The following is an 18643-nucleotide window of genomic DNA, read 5'->3' as shown; positions in this document are numbered from 1 at the left end:
CGCACTATTGACGGTCCATCGACCGACCCGCGCAGATGCGTCACTCCGCAGTCCCGAACGCCCGCTCGGCAATGGCGGTGGCGCCGGCGATGAACGCCGATTCGGCATCGACCGCATCGATCACCACGCCTTGGCTGCCGGCATCCGCCAGCGCCTCACGCCAGGCCGCGCACAGCACCGGCGCGCCGAGCAGCGCGATGGTCCGGCCGGCGACCGCATCGCGCCAGTGCGCCAATGTCTCATCCACCACGACCCCGAGCAGGAACAGCAGCCGTGACCGCGCGGAACTGCCGGCGACGCGTTCCAGCAGCCGGGTACAGAATGCCGCGCGCGGCAGTCCGGAACGCGCGCGTTCGCGCATGCCCGCACGGAAGGCGTCGAGGTCGCCCGCTTCCAGCCGCGGCGGCAACGCCGCGTCGATGCTCGCGGCCAGCACGGTCTGCGTGCGCAGCGCGTGCAACAGTTCGCCGCTCAGCGTCGTGGTGCAGGAAGCGATGCGCACGTCGGCATCGACTTCCACCTGCTTCCAGTGCGAGCCCACGCTCAGCGCGAGGCCCGGAAGCGGCAATCGCCCGGTCCGTACCAGGCCCAGGCAGACCGCCTCCTCGCCACGCATCACGTCCACCTCCGCCAAATCCGACAGGCCGGGCTCGAGCGGCCCGCAGCGCACGCCGGGCACCAGCAGGATCGGCAGCGGCGACGCCTCCGGCAGCGACAGCGTTCGGACGTTCCGCGCCAACTCGTCGATGCCGGCCGGGGCCGCGACGTGGGGCACTTCCGCCAGTCCCAGCGGCGAGGTGATCATTCCGGCAGCGGCCACGTAGCGCGGATCCCATCGCGACGTTCGCGCATCGGCCTCAGCCGATGCCTCGCGCAGCAGGTCGCGCACCGCGCCGACCAGCCGCGCGTTGTTGCCGTCGCGTGCCGAGTCGCGTGCGCCGATCATGGCGCTGCCGCGCGCGAGCACGACATCGCCGTCGACCGCCCACACGCGGGTCGTCGTGGTCCCGCCATCGATGACCAGCCGCTGCCCGCTCCCGGAGCCACGCTCGTTCATCGCGCCGCCTCCGCGAACGCCCGCGCGCGCGCCGCGAGGGCGGCCGTGTCGATGCCTTGCGCGAGATCGCGGCCCAACAACTCGGAACCGGCACCAAGCGCCCACGCGCCCGCATCGCGGTAGGCGCGGGCGAGTTCGGGAGTGACGCCGCCTGTCGGCACCAGGCGCACGTCGCCGAGCGGCGCGCGTACCGCATGTACGAACGCCGGACCGAGCGCCTGGGCCGGGAACAGCTTGACCGCCTGGGCGCCGGCGTCGATGGCTTCGACGATTTCCGACGGCGTCTGGCAGCCCGGGATCGCCACCAGTCCCAGCGATACCGCTGCGGCGATGACCGCCGTGTCGCGGTTCGGGGACACGATGAACGTGGCGCCCGCATCGGCGGCGCGCCTGGCCTGTTCCACGGTAAGCACCGTGCCTGCGCCGATCGCCATGCGCCCGGCGCAGGCCTGCACCAGGTGCCCGATACGCGAGAACGCGTCCGGGGAATCGACGGTCAGTTCCAGCGCGGTGATCCCGGCATCGGCGAGCGTGTCGGACAACACCTGGTCGGCATCGCCGGCGTCACCGCGCAGGATCGCGACGATGCGGCCGGCCTCGATCAGGTCCAGGGTGGCGTTGGCGGATTCGGCATGCATTGCGGGCTTCTTGTCGATGGTGTGCAGGGGTTCGAGGAAACGGCGCGGCCGGTCAGTGCAATTCGCCACCGGGCCCGACCCAGCTCACCTCGGGCGCGCCTTCGAACACGGTGGCCTCGAGCGTGGTCTCCAGCGACTGGCCGGCATCGAGCGCCAGCGCGGTGCCGCGCTCGGAGGCCGCGGCGAGCGACGGCAGGTCGCAGGCCGGCTCCAGCGCCAGCAGGTGCGGCGTGCCGTACCACGGGTAGTCCGGCGCGCCGCCCCACACCTGCCACATCCCGAGCATCGGGAACACGGCGGTGTCCCAGCGCAACGCGAACCCGACCCGGCGCATCGGATTGACGATCGCGAACCAGCCGCCGGCCAGCGCGTCGAGGCGGATGAAATCGTGCGATCCGGCGCCGTCGTCCGGCATCACCGAAAGATCGAGCTCGGCGCCGCCGGCCGCCGCTTCGAGCCGCGGCCATGCCTTGCGCTGCGCGGCGGCGACGCGCGCGCCGGCCGGCACCGCGGCGCCGACCGAGGCCGTGCACGCGGGCAGATGGATGCGGGTGCCCGGTTCCACCAGCGGCCAGCCGAAGGTCGGATGATGGCCCCACAGGAATTCGATCCGCTGCCCGGCCTCGCTGGTCACCCGTTCGTCGATCCGGATCGTGCCGCTGTCGCCCTGCAGGCTCATGGCGCGCTCGACCAGCAGCGGCAGGCGGACCAGGCGGGTGCGGAACACGACCCGGATGCCGTCGGCATCGTCGCGTTCGATCCGGTAGTCCCATGGCAGCAGCGTGGCTTCGCCGTGATGGCCGTACTCGGCGCCGCGATGGGTACAGGGCTGCGGCCCGTTCGGCAGCATCTCGTACCAGCCGCCGGGAAAGTATTCGCGGAAATGGCCGCCCGCCAGCGGGCTGCTGAAGCGCAGGTGTTCGTCGGGCCGCAAGCCGTGGCGCGAACGCCACAGGCATTCGACGTCGAGCGGCTTGTACAGGCACTCGATGATGTCCGCACCCTTGTCGGCGGCGATCACCAGGCGGACGCGGGCGTTCTCCATCGAAACGCAGCGATGGCCGCGATAAACGAATTCGCGGATACGGCAACCGAAATTGCGCTCCTGGTCGAAGGCGAGCGGACCCATCAGGACCGGCGCGCGGCGCGCGGCGCCGGCGGCTTGCCGGCGGAGCGAACGAAAACGGAAGCGGTCTGCATGCGGGTCTGCCCTCCAAGGCAGCGACGGGGGCGGCCGTCGGCGCAGACGGCGTGGCACGGCGCCACAGACACTAGTCCAAACCCCATCATTTGTAAAGTCTAATATTTCAGATTTCTAATTTTACAATTCAGACAGAACGTGGCAGGCTTCGCCGCATGAACACACTGCCCCGACTGACCCGCACGCGCGCCAGCGATTCGGTGCTGGACATGCTCCGCGACGGCATTCTCGCTTCCACCTTCCGTCCCGGCCAGCGCCTGGACGTAAAGGCATTGGCCGACCAGCTCGGGGTCAGCCCGACCCCGGTCAAGGACGCGATCAACCGCCTCGCCGCCGAAGGCCTGATCGAGATCCGGCCGCGCAGCGGCACCTTCGTCGCCGAGATCACTCCGGAGATGGTCGGCGAGATCTTCGAGATCCGGCGCGCGCTCGAATGCCTGGCCGCGGAAGCCGCGGTGGCGCGGCTGACGCCGGAACTGCTGGAAGCCTTCACCGACCTGGCCCGGCAACTGGAACGCCCGGTCACGTCGGAGGCCGAGCGCATGCGGCACGAGCAGGCGAACGTGGCCCTGCACATGCTGATCGTGGAGTCGTCGGGCAACCAGCGGCTGATGGAGATCTATCGCAGCCTCAACGCCCATCTCACGATCGCGCGCATCCACTCGCGCCGGCGCCCGGAAGCGCACCGGCTCGAGCAGGAGCTGCAGGAACACCGGGCGATGCTAGACGCGCTGCAGCAACGCGATGCGCCGCGCCTGGTGCAGGTGCTGGGCGATCACATCCGCCGCGCCGGCCACGACCTGGTCGAGGACGTGCTGCACGCGCGCGAGAAGGAACAGGCGTAGTGATCCGCAGGATCGCACGCGTCAGCGCCCGTGCGTTGCGGATCCCGCGCGACGTCGCCGAGTCGCGCGGCACCGCCGGCACGCCGGCCGCGCTGGGCGATGCGGCCGGCGCGCGCTATCGCTGGGCCGGGCACTACCGCACCGTCTACGCCGCCGACCATCTGGAGACGGTGCTGGTCACGGTGGAGACCAACGACGGACTGGTCGGCTGGGGCGAGGCGCAGGCGCCGGTGGCGCCGGAGGTCACCCGCAGCGTCATCGACACCCTGCTCGGCCCGCTGCTGGTCGGCGAGGACGCGCTGGCGCCGGAAGCGATCTGGGACCGGCTGTACGCGGCGATGCGGGTGCGCGGCCACACCGGCAGCTTCCTGCTCGACGCCATGGCCGGGATCGACCTCGCCATCTGGGACCTGTGCGGCAAGGCCTTCGGGCAGCCGGTCCATCGCCTGCTCGGCGGTCCGTGCCGGACCACCCTGCCCTGCTATGTCTCCGGCCTCGGCGGCGACTCCACCGCCGCGCGCGTCGACGAGGCCCGCGGCTGGGTCGAATCCGGCGCCGAGGCGTTCAAGCTGTTCATGGCCGGCGACCCCGACGACTGCCTGGCCGACCTGGACGCATTGCGCGGCGCGCTCGGCGCGGATATCGAACTCTACGTCGATGCGCTCTGGCGCTTGGATGCGCGCAGCGCGCCGCGGTTCGCCGCGGCGCTGGAAGCGCGCGACGCCGGCTGGCTGGAAGCGCCGCTGATGCCCGAGGACGTCGCCGGTCACGCCCGCCTGGCCGAACGCACCCGCGTGCCGCTGGCGATCGGCGAGAGCTACCGCACCCGCTTCGAGCTGCTGCCCTTCTTCGAGCGCGGCGCGGTCGGCGTGCTGCAGCCCGACCTTGGCCGATCCGGCCTGACCGAGAGCCGCAAGCTCGCGGTATTGGCCGATACCCACCACGTCCCGGTCGCGCCGCACGTCAGCATCGGCCTCGGCCCGCAGCTCGCCGCCGGCCTGCACCTGGCGGCCGCGACACCCAACTTCGCCCGCCTGGAATGCAATCCGCGCGTGCAGGCCATCGCCAACCGCTTCCTGCGTTCGCCGCTGCCGGTCGGCGTGGCCGGCCTCGCCGCGCCGGATGCGCCCGGTCTCGGCATCGAGATCGACGAGGCCGCGATCGCCCCGTTCGTTCTCTGATGCAAGGAGCATCGCGCATGCCACAGCCTGCAACCGCCCGCTCCGAGGGCGCTCGCTTCGAGGGAGTCTGCTTTGAGGGGGTGTTCCCGATCGTCAACACCACGTTCCGCGAGGACGGCAGCATCGACCTCGACAGCCAGCGGCGGCTGGTGCGGTTCCTGCTCGATGCCGGCGCGCACGGGCTGGGCCTGTTCGGCAACGCCAGCGAGGGCTACACGCTCGGCGCGGACGAACGCCTGCAGCTGCTGCGGGCGATCGTGCGCGAGGTCGACGGCCGGGTGCCGGTGATCGTGAGCAGCGGCCATACCGGCACCGACCTTGCGGTCGCGTTGAGCCGCGAGGCCGAGGCCGGCGGCGCGGACGGGCTGATGATCATGCCGCCGCATCTCATGAAGCCGGATGCGGAGGGCGTGTTCCATTATTTCCGCGCGATCAGTGACGCGGTCCGCATCCCGATCATGGTGCAGGACGCACCGCTGATGAGCGGCGTCCCGATCGGCGCGCCGCTGATCGCGCGCATGGCCCGCGAACTCGAGCGCGTCCGCTACGTCAAGGTGGAAGCGCCACCGACCGCGCCGAAGATCAGCGCGATTCTCGAGGGCACCGACGCGCCGCCGGTGCTGTTCGGCGGCCTCAACGGCCAGTTCCTGCTGGAGGAGCTCGATCGCGGCGCGGTCGGCACGATGCCCGGCAGCGACCTGACTGCCGCTTTCGTCGCCATGTGGGACCTGTGGCGTGCCGGCGACCGCGCCGGTGCGCGCCGCGAGTTCGCGCGCTACCTGCCGCTGATCCGCTACGAACTGCAGCCCGGGCTCGGCGTCGCGGTGATGAAGCACAACCTGGTCGCGGCCGGCGTCATCGCCAGCGCGCGCGTGCGCCATCCGACCCGCGAACTCGACGCCGCCGGCCTGCGCGAGATCGGAGAACTGCGCGCGGATTTGCCGCAAGAGGCGCTCGGCTGGGCGTGACCCGGCCCGCATACGCGACTCCAATCCCCATCGAAACGGAGACACCGATGCCGCCACGCCACCGACTCCCGGCGATCGCGCTGGTGCTCGCCACGGCTGCGCCCACCAGCGGCGCCGCGACCGCGACCGCACACACGATCGAGGCCCGTCGCGATGGGATCACGCTCGCCGCGCCCGACGGCGCGCGCGCGGTGTTCGCGATGAGGTTCTGCGTGCAGCGCACGCCGACGGATCCCGCGCCGGAACTGCGGCCGGCCGCGCTCGGCACGCGCTACAACGTCGTGACCTGGCTTGCCGGGAATGCCGGTGACGCGGGCCTGGCGCAGGTCGCCGGCGACGCCAGCCAGGTCGGCGACGGCTTCGATCCGGACATCCTGCAGGGCGATGCCGGCGGGCGCACGGCCGACGTCTTTGCCGCGGCACCGAGGACCTGCGTCGATGCCGACGGGGTAAGGCCGACGCCGGATGGCGGCCATCGCTGGACGTTCCCGGAACAGGCCGCGTTCGCGATCGAGGCCGTGCTGTCCCCGGGCGGCGGCGGCGGCGCCATGCCGCCTGCCCTGCGTTACACGCTGCGCGCGAAGCAGCCCGGCTTCTATTCGGTCGCCTACATGGGCGCGCCGTCGCATGCGCCGGTCGACGCCGATGCGTTCTTCCAGCCGCTGGTGTGGACCGAGAAGCGCTTTCCCGACAGCAGCTACCTGACCCTGGCCTTCCGGGCGACCCTGCCCTCGACGCTGGTCGAGCATGATGGACAGGTCGAAGGCGTGGTGGTCGACGCAGCGGAGTTCCCGTTCGACCCGCTACCGGTGTTCCGCAACTCGCGCTTCGGCATCGCCCTGCGCGACCCCGACGGTCGCGCGCGACCGATGGTGTTCGCTCCCGTGCTCGGCGCCCCCGGCTCGCGGCTCGACGCCGGCGACGAGTTCTCGTTCACGCTGCGGCCGCTGGTGCACCGTGGCGACATCACCGCGGCCTACGAGTACGCCGCGCGCCGGCTCTATGGGTTCCACGACTACCGGCACAACGCGCTGTCGTCGCTCAACCGCACCCTGGAGCGGATCGTCGACTACGGCATGAGCCCGTGGTCGCAGTTCCGCGCCGAGGACAAGGGCGCGAGCTACGAGACCGATGCGCCGGGCACGGTCAAGAACGTCTCGTCGCTGAATCCGCTGGACCTGGCGCTGGTCACCGACGACGACGCGATCTGGCGCCTGCGCGCGAAGCCCACCATCGAGTACATGGTGTCGCGCGAGAAATACCTGTTCACGATCGACGAGGAACAGAAGATCCAGTTCCCGTCGTACACGCTCAAGGGTCCCGCCGCCCCGGTCTCCGAGCTGGCCGCGCTGCACCGGATCTTCCGCGGCGCGTCGCCGGCGTTCCTCGCCCTCGCGGAGGAGGAATACGGGCGCTCGCGGGTGCGCAACCTCGACGTCAGCGAGCGCGGCGACACCTGGCAGAACAGCCTCGCGCTGTACCGCGCGACCGGTCGCCGGCACTACCTGGACGCGGCGGTCCGCGGCGCCGACGCCTACCTGCGCGAACGCGTGGAACGGCCGCAGCAGGAATTCGCGGGCGTGCACGGCGAAGAGCCGTTCTTCTGGACCCAGTTCGTGCCCGATTTCGCCGCGCTGATGCAGCTCTACGACGTCACCGCCGAACGCCGCCACCTCGAGGCCGCCCACCGCGCCGCGCGCGCGTTCACCCTGTTCGTGTGGTTCGCGCCGGCGATCCCGGACGCCGAGGTCCTGGTCAACCCCGGCGGCAAGGCGCCGCTGTACGGCTATCTCGCCGGCAAGGGCCATCCACGGATGCCGGCCGCCGAGGAGCGCGTCCCCGCATGGCGGCTGTCGGAAATCGGACTGACCCCGGAATCGTCCGGCACCAGCAGCGGCCACCGCGGCATCTTCATGGCCAACTGGGCGCCGTGGCTGCTGCGGATCGCGGAACACATGGACGACTCCTTCCTGCGCGACGTGGCGCGCTCGGCGGTGGTCGGCCGCTACACCAACTTCCCCGGCTACCACATCAACACCGCGCGCACGACGATCTACGAGAAGCCGGACTACCCGCTGCGCGATCCGAAGTCGCTGAGCGTGAACTCGTTCCACTTCAACCACGTCTGGCCGATGGCGTCGATGCTGCTCGACTACCTGGTCAGCGATGCAGACGCGCGCTCCAACGGCGCGATCCGCTTCCCGGCGGAGTTCATCGAAGGCTATGCCTACCTGCAGAACCGCGCCTACGGCGGCCAGGTCGGCCGCTTCTACGGCCATGACGACGCCGTGCTGTGGATGCCGAAGGGCCTGCTGCAGGCCGACTCGGTCGAGCTCAACTTCGTCACCGCGCGCAGCGAGGACAACACCCGCCTGTACGTGGCACTGATGAACGAAGCGGACATGCCGGTCACCAGCGCGGCGCGGCTCGACCTCGCGCGGCTGCCGGGCCTGGCGGGCAGGGCGTTGCACGCGGCCGATGTGCATGGCACCGGCGGCATCGCCATCGACGACGGCCGGTTCCAGGTGACGGTTCCCGCGCGTGGCCTGGTTGCATTCACTGTCGCCGGGGTCGGCATCCGGCCCGGATTGCAGGCGAGGATCATGGCCGCCAGCCCCGACTCGGCCTGGCGGCAGCCCATGGCACGGATCGATGAGCCCGCAGCGCGCGGCATGGTCCTCAACTACGGCGAGCCGATGCAGCACGCCTTCGTGTTCCTCGAGGACGGCAAGCGCGATTTCAGCCGGGTGGCGTTGCACTGGTCGACGGACGACGACTCGGGCGTCGTCGTCGACGCGGCCTTCCCGTGGGAGTTCAGCGTCCCGGTCGACGGCGAGGCCACGCGGTTCACGTGGCGGATCGAAGGGACGCGGCCCGACGGCAGTGTCGCGCGCAGCCGGGACGCCGACCTGGTGCGCTGACGCTACGAGCCGCTGCCGGCGATTGCCGGCAGCCGCTTCAGGACTTCATCCGCTTTCGGAACCGGCTGCCACCATTCGATCCTGACGGGACCCAGGAGCCCGGAGGGGACCAGGGGCGAATCGGCCTCGTAGTGCTTCCATGTGGTGAAGCTGGACCGTGGCCATTCGTGCCGTGCCTCGGGCCGGTAGATCCACGCGGGCAGCGTCAACAGCCGGCCATCGGTGAACGGCGAAGTTCCCTTCTTCTGGTACTCAACGTCCACAGCGACGGCCTCATCGCCGATCAGGCGATTGATCCATCGATTGGCGACGTGGATCTCGAGCCTGTTGGCCCCCGGGTGCAGGTACCGGGTCACGTCCAGCCGAAACGGAGGATTCCAGGCGATACCGGCATCGTGCCCATTCACCATCACGCGCGCGATGTCCGCCACGCGACCGAGATCGAGTATCGCGACCGCGCCGGCCGGTTGCCGCGGCAGATCGAAGCGGGTCCGGTAGATCGCAGTGCCCGAGTGGTGCCGGACCGCCGGATCGGGATCCTCCGTCCACGATGCCAGTTCCTCGACCCGCCGGAACCTGGCCGATCCACCGAGCTTCGGGAATTCGATCTCCCACGCTCCCTCGACGGGTACCGGCGCAGGCAATACGGGCAGGCGGACATCCCGCCTCGAGCGGTCGGAGAGATGCAGTTGCACGGACCTGTCCTGCGTGAGCAGCGTGCCGGGCCTGTCCGCGAGATTGAGGCTCGCCGCGCCTGCGTCGCTGATCCAGCGCGGCGGGAGGGGCTTCCGGAACACGAGGAACGTCGACTCCCAGGGCTCCAGTTGTACGGGCACGGTCACGCCCGAGGCAGTAGACGCGAACATGGGCGCATCGGCGCGCGCGCCGCGCGCCGGATCCCAGATCTCGGGCAGGCGACCGGGCTGGCGCACTTCGAGCCGCGCTTCTCGTGGCCGATCCGAATCGTTGAAGACGAAATAGATGTCCGCGTCGCTCGTGCGGCGATGGATGAAGCGAAGCTGCTCCATCGGCGCCTCCCAGCGCAGGTCGGGGCCGACCCCTTCGGCCCGCAGGATCTCCAGCGGCGTCAGCCCCGCGTAGACCTTGCCCGCGCCCACCGCCTTGAAGCCCCGTGCCGGGAGGCCGCCCCAGAGCGCGCCGACAAGCCGGTCGAATTCCTCCCTGTGCTCAAGGTCGCCGAGTCCCGCAGGCGCGAGGGGGTGCGACCCGGCCAGGGTCGCGCCGGCCTCCACCAGTTGCGCGAGCTTGCGCAGCGTCGCGATCCCGGCAACCCAACCCTTCGACATCTCCGGCGTGACGAGCAGGCGGAATGACGCTCCCTCGGGATGTTCCAGCACGCCGCCGTCGCGCACCGACATCGCCAGCACGTCCGCGGGATAGGCCACTTCCAGGTCGTACCCGGGCAGCGACGTCTCGACCACATCGGGCAAGGCGTAGCCCAGGTCCTCGTCCACCAGGAAGCAGACGTCGGCCACGCGGTGCCCCTGCTGCAGCAGGAACTGGCTGCGCGACAGGTAATCGATCCAAGCGCCCGCATACGGCCACCATGTGTTCAGCCGCCCGAAATGCGCGCCATAACGGCCCAGCGCGAATCCTGGCGCGGCCGCGGTGACCGGCTGGTGCGTGAAGCTGTGGAGCGCGAACCGGTTCAGTCCGAGCGCGAAGGCATGGTCGCCCACGCGCTTCAAGCTGGCAGGCGTGTTCCGGTAGCGCCCGTGCTCCGGCCTCGAAGTGAAGGCTTCGGCAGCCACCATCCTGCGCCCGAGGAACGTCGCGGCCGACGTGGTCATCCTGATCTTCGCCGCGCGCGGTGCCACGTCGGGCATCCAGAATTCGTTCATCGGCACGTCGACGTGGCGATTGGCGGACATGGGCGTGATCGGGCCGCCCTGGGATTCGGAATAGATCTTCATGCCATGGCTCGCGGCGAGCCGATGCATGGTGCCGAAGTAGTGCTCCGCGAACATCTCCTCGATCACCTGGCGGAAGTCCCATAGCACCGCTTCGCTCTTCTCCACGGATCCCACCACGCGCCCGGCCAACACCGGCAGCCAGGGGAGCAGCGCATAGCCCTTCCGTCGCGCGAACGCGTGCGGCATGGCGGCGGTCCAGTTCTGGAACCCTCCTTCGAAGCTGTCGAACAGGATGCCGTCGAACGTGCTGCCGGCGAGCGGGCCGGCTTCGCGGATCATGCGACCCAGCGACCGTTCGAACTGGAACGCGACCGCCTCCGGATCGAGCTTGTCGATCTCCAGGCCGTGGCCCTCCGGCACCGCGGGATGGTTGGTCTTCCCGGTCGTCGTGTAGCCGAAGCGCAGGATCGTCCATTCGCCCGGGGGCAGGCTCGCCGTGAGGCGGCCGGCAGCGTCCATCCTGCCGGAGAGCACGATCACGCGATCCGGAGGGATTCCGGGCAGCACCCGGGTATCGCGGGTAACGGGTCTACTGCCCCACCCCGCCTTGGCCTCGAACTCCGCAATCCGCTCCGCAGTTTCCGGCACCGCGACCACGGCGACATCGACGAAGTAGGGCTCCATCGGAACCGTACGTTCGGGATAGGCAGGCGCCAGGTCCGGACGCGGCAGCGGAAGCGACAGGTCGCCCCCGGAAACGTTCGTCTCGCTCCATACCAGGCGCTTCATCGAACGTTCCGGCGTGACCCACGGGCCGCCGCTTGCCGACCAGCCCGGCGTGTTCATCGCATGGAATTCCAGCCCCAGCGCTGCCGCCTGGCGGATCGCATGCCGCACATGGGCGAACCATTGCTCGGAACCATAGCGAACGGGGCCTTCGGGAGCGTACATCTCCACGTCGAACATCTGCACCCCGCCCATCCCGGCGGCCTTGGCGGCCGCGAGGTCGGCGTCGATGCCCTCGATCGTCACGTTGCCATTGATCCAGTGCCACCAGCCGAGGGGCCGTGCCTCGCGCGGAGGCGATGCGAAACCCGCCTCGAGTTCGTTCGCCGCCAGTGGCCGGCAACTCGCCAGCAACATCGCTGCCAGCCCCACGGCCATCCACGGGGAAACGCTCATTCCTCTCCCACGTCTCATCACTGTCCCGCTTTTTGAGGGTTGAAGCCCTCGCCTTCAGGCGACAGCTTCAGCGGAGTTTTCGGCCCCTGGGGGCAGGGAGGATGGCAACTGCCGGCGCAGACACTTGGACTCCCCCTTTGAAAAAGGGGGCTGGGGGGATTTGCTCTTTGCTAGGCGCCTCGCAAAGCAACAGCAAATCCCCCTCAATCCCCCTTCTTCAAAGGGGGAAGCCCAGCAAGCGAAAATCGCTGCGCGATTCCCGGCCCTCCGTGTGCTGGATGCCGGCTTGAGCCGGCATCGCGCCCTTCCAGTCGTCAAGCACAGCAGGCCTGCTCACGGATAGTTCGCCACCTCGATCCGCTGGCGGTTGATCCGCGTGTGTCCCCACGCAACCGACGTGCGGAAGTAAAGGTAGGTGCGGCCCAGGTCGTGGACGACGTCGAAGTTGTGGCCGTTGCCGGCCACGGCCGGCGTGCCGCCGTCGAGATCCACCAGCGACGGGTAGTTCACCTGGCTCGAGGTCGAGGTGAGCAGCGGCTCGGATGCGTTCCACGTGACCAGATCGCGCGAGGTCGCGTAGCGCACGCCGTTGCCGTCGCGGAACACGGCGATGTAGTGCCGCGACGCAGGATGCCAGTGCACGCTGCGCACGTAGGACTTGAACGCGTCCGGGTTGACCACCGCGCACGGCGCGGTGCTGCTGATGTACGGGTTGTTCATTCGCTGGGTGAACGCGGGCGTCGTGGTGCTGCCGTTCCAGGCCCGCCAGTTCTGGCGCAATGTCGGGTCGTCGCTGCGGAACAGGCACACGCCCTTGTCCTGCTCGCCGAAGCCGGAGCTGGTGTAGGCGAAGAAGTAGTGATGACCGTCGGCTTGCCCGTCCTGGTCGAAGCCGCGCACCAGGTTCGACGGCGCGCCGTAGCCGATCCAGCCCGCGGTAGGCGTACCGGCATCGCCGGGATAGGCCACGTGCGGATAGATCGCGACGTGCCAGGGCACCGACTTCAACTTCGAGAACGAGAGGTGGCCGGCGGGCGTGGTGTCGAGCGTGTCCGCCTTCCAGATCGCCACGGCACTGTACCAGCACTGCGGCTTGCCGTCGGTGACGCCGGCCTTGTGGCAGTCGGGGTCGTCGAGGCGTGTGCCGAAGTAGTCCTCGTGGCCGTAGCCGTAGACGTACGCGGTTTCGGGATCGAAGTGCAGTGCCTGCAGAAAGGTCTTCTGGTCGAACCGGTCGACCGTGTTGTTGCCGACGTTGCCGAGCATCACCGGCGTGCAGTCGAGGCTCGCCGACGACGGCAGTGTCGCGAAGTCGGCGACGCTCCCGGTCCATTGCCAGGCGCGCGCCTGCGGGTCGCCGACGGTCATGTGCACGAGGTCGTCCTGGTCGCGGAACAGCCGCACCGGCCCGTCGATGTGCACCTTGGTCGTGCCGCAGCCCTGCACCGCACTGTCGTGGAACGTCTCGGTGCCGGAATCCGCCAGCACGAGCTGCGGCGGCGGCAGTTCCTGCGCGGCCGCCGGAACGCCGGCCAACACGGTGGCGATCGCCACGGCGCATGCGGATGCACGGCCGCGGAATGGTCTCGTCTTATTCATGGATCTCCTCCCTTGCCTGGGTCCGGGCTGCGGGCCGGACGTCCGTCGCACGCGGGCACGCCGTGCCCGCGCAGGAACAGGCACAGGGCGGCGTCGATGGCCGCCGCCTGCGCATCGGTGAATCCGCCGTGGCGTCCGCCGGCGACGACATGCAGCGCGACCGGCACGCCGAGCGCGCGCACCGCGTCGTGCAGGCGCCGCGACTGCGCGAACGGCACCACCGGATCGGCGTCGCCGTGCACGATGAACAGAGGCGGCATCGCGCGGTGCAGGTAGCGGATCGGCGACAGCCGCGCGGCATAGTCGACCGCGTCCGCACGCGGCCCGATCCAGCGTGCGACGGCGCCGGACGCCGGTCGCCACGCCTGCACGTCGGCGATGCCGGCGCGGTCGACCAGCACCGCCACCGGCGGCACCGGCCCGCAACCGGCGTCGAATTCCGCGTCGTCGCCGGCGAGCACCGCGAGCAGCGCGAGGTGCGCGCCCGCGGACACGCCCTCGACCACGATCCGCGACGCGTCCAGTCCATGCCGGGCGGCGTGGCGCCCGACCCATGCCAACGCACAGCGCACGTCGCGTACCGCCGCCGGCGCGTGCGCTTCGCCGGCCAGCCGGTATTCCACGGCGACGACCGAAAAGCCCATCGCATAGGCCCACGCGAACGCCTCGCGCGGTGGCCGTGCACCGCGCGACCAGCCCCCGCCGTGCACATGCACCAGCACTGGCGACGGGCGCGCCACGAGGTTGCGGTGGAGGTCGACGTGCAGCGCCCGCCCGCCCGGGCGCGCGTACTCGATGTCGGCGAGCATCTCGATGCGCCCGATGCCGTGGCCCTCGCCTGCCGGCATCGCCGCACGGCCGGGCGCGATGCCCGATCCCAGCAGCAACGCGACGTAAGAGGCCGCCCACGCCGCGCGGCGGCGCCACCGCGCCCCAGCCTGCCGCAACAGCGGCTGCCGCAACGCCGGGGCGCCACGCACGCTCATCCGGGTGCCTGCGCTGCCGCGGGCTTGCGCACCGCCCACCACGCCACCAGCCATCCGAGCGGATGCAGCAGCGCCATCATCAGGAACAGGGGGCCGTACGACTGCTCGTTCGCGAACTCGCCGACCACCCGCGTCGACAGCATCCCGCCGAGGCCGCTGCCGGCGGCGATGATGCCGAAGATGGTGGCGACGTGGCGGCTGGGGAAAGTGTCGACCGCGAGCGTCGTGATGTTGGTGAGGAACACCAGGTGCGCGCAGGCGACCAGCGCGGCGAGCGCGAACGTCGTCGCAATCGACGGTTCGCCGGCGATCGTCGCGCCGATCGGCGCCAGCAGCGCGGCGATCCCCATCAGCCACAGCCGGCTGCGCGCGGGCGCCATCCCGCGTCGCACCAGCCGTCCCGACGCGACACCGCCGCCGATGCTGCCCAGGTCCGCGGCGAGGTAGACCACCCACGCGACCTGCGCCATCTGCATCAGCGTCAGGCCGCGATCGTCGATCATGTATTTCGGGAACCAGAACAGGTAGAAGTACCAGACCGGGTCGGTGATCATCCGGGCCAGCGCCAGGCCCCAGACCGGGCGCTGCCGGAGCAGCGGGATCCAGCCCCAGCGCCCGCCGGCCTCCGCCGCGCGAGGCGCCTGGACCGGCGGCGACCAGTGGTGCACCAGCCACCAGCCGACGACCCAGACGAAGCCGAGCGCGCCGGTGGCGAAGAACGCCGCGCGCCAGCCGTGCGCCAGCGCCAGCCATCCGATCAGCGGCGGCGCGATCGTGGCGCCGACCATCGCGCCGGCGGTGTAGACGCCAACCGCGAAACCGCGTTCATGGGCCGGGAAGCGTTCGGCGACGGTCTTCGGCGCCGCGGTGTAGTTTCCGGCCTCGCCGAGTCCGAGCGCGAACCGCGCCGCACCGAGCTGCATCGCGCTCTGTGCGAAGCCGGTGACGAGGTTGGCCGTCGACCACCAACACACGAACAGCGCCAGCCCGAGCTTCGGCCCGAGCCGGTCCGTGAGCCAGCCGGCGCCCAGGTGCGCGATCGTGTACGCGACCAGGAACAGCTGCACCACCGCGGCATAATCCAGGTCGCTCATGCCGAGGTCGGCCTGGATCGTCGACGCGAGGATCGACAGCGTCTGCCGGTCGACGTAGTTGATTACCGTCGACAGGAAGAGCAACGCGAGAATCGCCCAGCGCATCCGGCTGCGCAGCGGCGACGCGGCAGCGGCCACCGCGCTCACCTGCATGCCCGGCCCCGTCCGCTCGCGCCCACGCGCCGCCCGCACGTTCCGTCCCGCGACGCCACGTCAGAACGCCTGGTGGTAGCGCATGTAGAGGAAGCGCCCGGGAATCTCGTACTCGGGCCCGAAGCTGTTCGGCGACGTCACCGAGATCGGTGGATCGCGCTCGAAGGCGTTGTTGACGCCGAGCGTGACGCGGCCGTCCCACGGCAGTTCGAGGTAGGCGCTGATGTCGTGGTAGACGGCGCTGGGGATGCGGTTGCGCGGCTGCCAGACCGGTGCGACGACCCGCGTCCCGCCCGGACCCGCCACCAGTCCGTCGACATAACGGTCCGGTTCGGAGCAGACGTTGCGCGCCTCGTTGCCGAGGCTGGTGCAGGTTTCGTGCAGCCGCGAGTAGTAGCGCATGTTCCAGTTGGCGCCGACGGTGCCGTGCTGCCAGGACAGCAGCAGGTTGGAACGGATCCGCCAGTTGCTGCCGGTGCCGACCATGTTGCCGCTGCCGGTCGACTGCACCCCGCCGCCGCCGAGGTCGAGCCCCGAGTCGGACTCGCTGCGCGCGAGATAGGTCGTGTCCCAGCGGATGCGGAGCCGCCCCCACTCGCTTTCGGGCAGGCGGTAGGACGCCGACATGTCGTAGCCTTCCACCTCGACCGTGCCGAGGTTGGTGCGGATGTTGCGGACCGACGCGACCTGGCCGAACTCGTCGCGGCTCACCAGCCCGCAGAGGTCGGCGTTCCCGGCGCGGTAGCACTGGTCGAGCACGCTCTGCGCGCCAAGGGTGGAGATGGTGTCTTCGATCGCCACCTGCCACCAGTCAAGCGACAGGTCCAGGCCGCTCGCCCAGCCCGGGCTGTAGACGATGCCGAGGGTGCGCGAGTCCGCGGTCTCGGGACCGACGTCTGGATTGCCACCGGAGGTCACGCTGAGCGCGGACCCGGACTGGTCGAGGTCGGCCGGCACGCCGGCGCAGGCCACCGGGTTCGGCAACGGCGCTCCCTGCAGCGTCGCCGCACACGGGTCGGTCAGGTTCTGCTGGTTGTTGCTGCTCTGGCCGTGGTACAGCTCGCGGATCGACGGTGCGCGAAAGCCCTCGCTGTAGTTGCCGCGGACCATCAGGCTGTCGACGGGCTTCCAGCGGAAGCCGAACTTGCTGTTGACGGTGTCGCCGAAGTTGCTGTAGTCGGAATAGCGGCTGGCGATGCTGAGGTCGAGCAGCTGCACGCCCGGCCGGCCCTCGACCAGCGGTACCGCGAACTCGACGTAGGCCTCGTCGACCTCGTACTCGCCGGCGGTGGGCTCGCGGCTGAAGCCGTTGGTGACGCCGGACGCGATCAACGGGTCCGGGGTGTCGTGACCGGTCTCCTTGCGTCGCTCGATGCCGGTCGCGAACGCCAGCGGCCCGGCGGGCAGCTGCATGAGTTCGCCGGTCAGGTTCGCGAACAGCGTCCTCTGCTCGTAGCCGAGGCGACTGCTCTCGACGAAGCTGATGTACTCGAGCATTCCCGGGGTGACGCTGCCGGCGCCGCCGAGCAGGTCCAGCGGCACGCAGCCCGCGATGGCCGTGGAGAGGTCGCCCGGGGTGGACACGCAGACGGGGGTGCCGTCGGCACCCGGCATCGAGGGCCCGATCGCGTCGCGCACGCGGCGGTAGTCCTGCTGGCCCGTCGCGGTGTCGTGGCTGCGGGTGCGGCCGAAGAAGTAGCCGAGGTCCCAGTCCCACAGCCGGTCGTTGAGCGTGAACGCGCCCTCCAGCGCGACGTTCACCGCGGTGGTGTCGACATCGCGCGTGATCATGCGCCCACCGGCCTCGGTGAGCATGCGTCCGCCCCACTCCACGTCGTCGCCGAACGGGTTGTAGAGGCTGTCCGCGCTGATCGTCATGTCGCCGCTGTAGCGGCCACTGGCGAGCCCGCCGAAGACCAGCGCGTTCACCGGCAGCTTCTGCCCGGTTTCGCGCTCCAGGTACTGCGACGTGACCTTCAGCCGCAGGTTGTCGGTGAAGTCGACCGTCGCATTGCCGAACAGCGAGGTCATCTCCTGGTCGACGGACAGGTACCGGTCGGGCGCGGTGTTGTAGTTGTCGGCGGGCAGCTGCAACGGCCGGAACGGCGTGCCGGGCCCGTCGCTGGTGAACGCGCCGCTGCCGCTGCGCTCCAGGCTGAAGCGACCATTCGGCGTGTTCGCAGAGCCCCTGAAGCCCGGGGTCGTCCCGAACACCGGCACCGCCGAGATTTCACGCGCCCCGGCACCGACGGCGTTCTCGCTGACCCGGCTGATCCCGAACATCGCCGAGAACCGGTCGCGTACCGTGCCTGCGGTGAAGTCCATGCTCTCGCGCGCGCCGTCGCCAACGTCAAACTGGCCGTAGTAGCCGTTCGCCTCCATGCCGTCGAAGGAATCGCGCAGGATCACGTTGACCACGCCGCCGATCGCGTCGGACCCGTAGATCGACGACGCACCGTCCTTGAGCACCTCGATGCGCTCGACCGCGGCGGTCGGGATCGAGTTGAGGTCGACGTCGCCGCTGAGCCCGCTGCCGCCCACCCAACGCCGGCCGTTGACCAGGATCAGCGTGCGCGCGCTGCCGATGTTGCGCAGGCTGACCCGGTTCTGGCCGCTGCCGCCGGAATTGACGTTGCTGTTGAGGGCGGCGCCGGCGGCGGTGATGGCCTGGATCACGTCGCCGATGGAGGTCCGGCCCTGGGCCTGGATCTCCTCGCGGCTGAGCGTCAGGATCGGCTGCGAGGTCTCCGCGTCCACCCGCTTGATGCGCGAACCGATGACCTCGACTTTCTGCAGCTCGGTCGGCTGGTCGGATGGCTCCTGGGCATGCGCGGCCGGGACGGCCACTGCGACGGCGCCCATGGCCAGGATGAAGCGGATTGCGTCGCGCAGCTGGTCGCGCTTGAACCTCATGATCGTCTGCCTCCCACGGCGAACCGGCGTC

Annotated in this window: 12 protein-coding genes; 4 read left to right on the top strand and 8 right to left on the bottom strand. The window is 70.3% G+C overall.

Annotated features, from left to right (window positions below):
- Positions 1–40: 40 nt before the first annotated feature.
- The 3 genes from AB5T46_RS04350 to AB5T46_RS04340 are packed head-to-tail and all read right to left on the bottom strand — an operon-like array spanning position 41 to position 2824.
- The gene (locus AB5T46_RS04350) at positions 41–1057 is read right to left on the bottom strand and encodes a 2-dehydro-3-deoxygalactonokinase (RefSeq protein WP_370562629.1); all 1017 of its coding nucleotides are present in this window, start codon (positions 1055–1057) and stop codon (positions 41–43) included.
- Positions 1054–1695, bottom strand: coding sequence for a bifunctional 4-hydroxy-2-oxoglutarate aldolase/2-dehydro-3-deoxy-phosphogluconate aldolase (locus tag AB5T46_RS04345; RefSeq protein ID WP_370562628.1), 642 nt, complete (start codon positions 1693–1695; stop codon positions 1054–1056). Before AB5T46_RS04345 ends, AB5T46_RS04350 begins: the two co-directional genes overlap by 4 nt.
- A gap of 52 nt (positions 1696–1747) precedes the next feature.
- Complete coding sequence (locus AB5T46_RS04340) at positions 1748–2824, bottom strand: DUF4432 family protein (protein ID WP_370562627.1); 1077 nt, start codon at positions 2822–2824, stop codon at positions 1748–1750.
- Between the two features lie 227 nt (positions 2825–3051).
- Here AB5T46_RS04340 and AB5T46_RS04335 point away from each other — a divergent pair, with 227 nt between their 5' ends.
- The 4 genes from AB5T46_RS04335 to AB5T46_RS04320 are packed head-to-tail and all read left to right on the top strand — an operon-like array spanning position 3052 to position 8811.
- Positions 3052–3741, top strand: a complete 690-nt coding sequence (locus AB5T46_RS04335; RefSeq protein ID WP_370562626.1) for a GntR family transcriptional regulator — start codon at positions 3052–3054, stop codon at positions 3739–3741.
- A complete protein-coding gene (locus AB5T46_RS04330) occupies positions 3741–4922 on the top strand; it encodes a mandelate racemase/muconate lactonizing enzyme family protein (RefSeq protein WP_370562625.1) in 1182 nt (393 codons plus the stop codon). The genes AB5T46_RS04335 and AB5T46_RS04330 overlap by 1 nt, the downstream gene beginning before the upstream one ends.
- Before the next feature lie 17 nt (positions 4923–4939).
- Positions 4940–5890, top strand: a complete 951-nt coding sequence (locus AB5T46_RS04325) for a dihydrodipicolinate synthase family protein (RefSeq protein ID WP_370562624.1) — start codon at positions 4940–4942, stop codon at positions 5888–5890.
- Between the two features lie 47 nt (positions 5891–5937).
- Positions 5938–8811, top strand: a complete 2874-nt coding sequence (locus tag AB5T46_RS04320) for a hypothetical protein (protein WP_370562623.1) — start codon at positions 5938–5940, stop codon at positions 8809–8811.
- 2 nt (positions 8812–8813) lie between these two features.
- Here AB5T46_RS04320 and AB5T46_RS04315 read toward each other — a convergent pair whose 3' ends face one another.
- The 5 genes from AB5T46_RS04315 to AB5T46_RS04295 all read right to left on the bottom strand — a co-directional run bounded on the left by AB5T46_RS04315 (position 8814) and on the right by AB5T46_RS04295 (position 18612).
- On the bottom strand, positions 8814–11867 hold the full coding sequence (locus AB5T46_RS04315) for a glycosyl hydrolase (RefSeq protein ID WP_370562622.1): 3054 nt from the start codon (positions 11865–11867) through the stop codon (positions 8814–8816).
- A 333-nt stretch (positions 11868–12200) separates the two neighbouring features.
- A complete protein-coding gene (locus AB5T46_RS04310; RefSeq protein WP_370562621.1) occupies positions 12201–13466 on the bottom strand; it encodes a hypothetical protein in 1266 nt (421 codons plus the stop codon).
- A complete protein-coding gene (locus tag AB5T46_RS04305) occupies positions 13463–14452 on the bottom strand; it encodes an alpha/beta hydrolase fold domain-containing protein (protein ID WP_370562620.1) in 990 nt (329 codons plus the stop codon). Before AB5T46_RS04305 ends, AB5T46_RS04310 begins: the two co-directional genes overlap by 4 nt.
- Positions 14449–15699, bottom strand: coding sequence for an MFS transporter (locus AB5T46_RS04300; protein ID WP_370562619.1), 1251 nt, complete (start codon positions 15697–15699; stop codon positions 14449–14451). Before AB5T46_RS04300 ends, AB5T46_RS04305 begins: the two co-directional genes overlap by 4 nt.
- Positions 15700–15759: 60 nt before the next feature.
- A complete protein-coding gene (locus AB5T46_RS04295; RefSeq protein WP_370562618.1) occupies positions 15760–18612 on the bottom strand; it encodes a TonB-dependent receptor plug domain-containing protein in 2853 nt (950 codons plus the stop codon).
- Positions 18613–18643 lie beyond the last annotated feature (31 nt).

Origin of the sequence: Luteimonas salinilitoris (assembly GCF_041300785.1) — a bacterium.
Lineage (GTDB): Bacteria > Pseudomonadota > Gammaproteobacteria > Xanthomonadales > Xanthomonadaceae > Luteimonas > Luteimonas salinilitoris.
The sequence above is the reverse complement of the archived record's forward strand: the minus strand, read 5'-3'. Positions and strand labels throughout refer to the sequence as shown.

Coding starts and splice junctions, on each gene's coding strand:
- AB5T46_RS04350 (WP_370562629.1), bottom strand. CDS start 1,057: ATGAACGAGCGTGGCTCCGGGAGCGGGCAGCGGCTGGTCATCGATGGC.
- AB5T46_RS04340 (WP_370562627.1), bottom strand. CDS start 2,824: ATGGGTCCGCTCGCCTTCGACCAGGAGCGCAATTTCGGTTGCCGTATC.
- AB5T46_RS04345 (WP_370562628.1), bottom strand. CDS start 1,695: ATGCATGCCGAATCCGCCAACGCCACCCTGGACCTGATCGAGGCCGGC.
- AB5T46_RS04310 (WP_370562621.1), bottom strand. CDS start 13,466: ATGAATAAGACGAGACCATTCCGCGGCCGTGCATCCGCATGCGCCGTG.
- AB5T46_RS04295 (WP_370562618.1), bottom strand. CDS start 18,612: ATGAGGTTCAAGCGCGACCAGCTGCGCGACGCAATCCGCTTCATCCTG.
- AB5T46_RS04320 (WP_370562623.1), top strand. CDS start 5,938: ATGCCGCCACGCCACCGACTCCCGGCGATCGCGCTGGTGCTCGCCACG.
- AB5T46_RS04300 (WP_370562619.1), bottom strand. CDS start 15,699: ATGCAGGTGAGCGCGGTGGCCGCTGCCGCGTCGCCGCTGCGCAGCCGG.
- AB5T46_RS04315 (WP_370562622.1), bottom strand. CDS start 11,867: ATGAGCGTTTCCCCGTGGATGGCCGTGGGGCTGGCAGCGATGTTGCTG.
- AB5T46_RS04325 (WP_370562624.1), top strand. CDS start 4,940: ATGCCACAGCCTGCAACCGCCCGCTCCGAGGGCGCTCGCTTCGAGGGA.
- AB5T46_RS04335 (WP_370562626.1), top strand. CDS start 3,052: ATGAACACACTGCCCCGACTGACCCGCACGCGCGCCAGCGATTCGGTG.
- AB5T46_RS04305 (WP_370562620.1), bottom strand. CDS start 14,452: ATGAGCGTGCGTGGCGCCCCGGCGTTGCGGCAGCCGCTGTTGCGGCAG.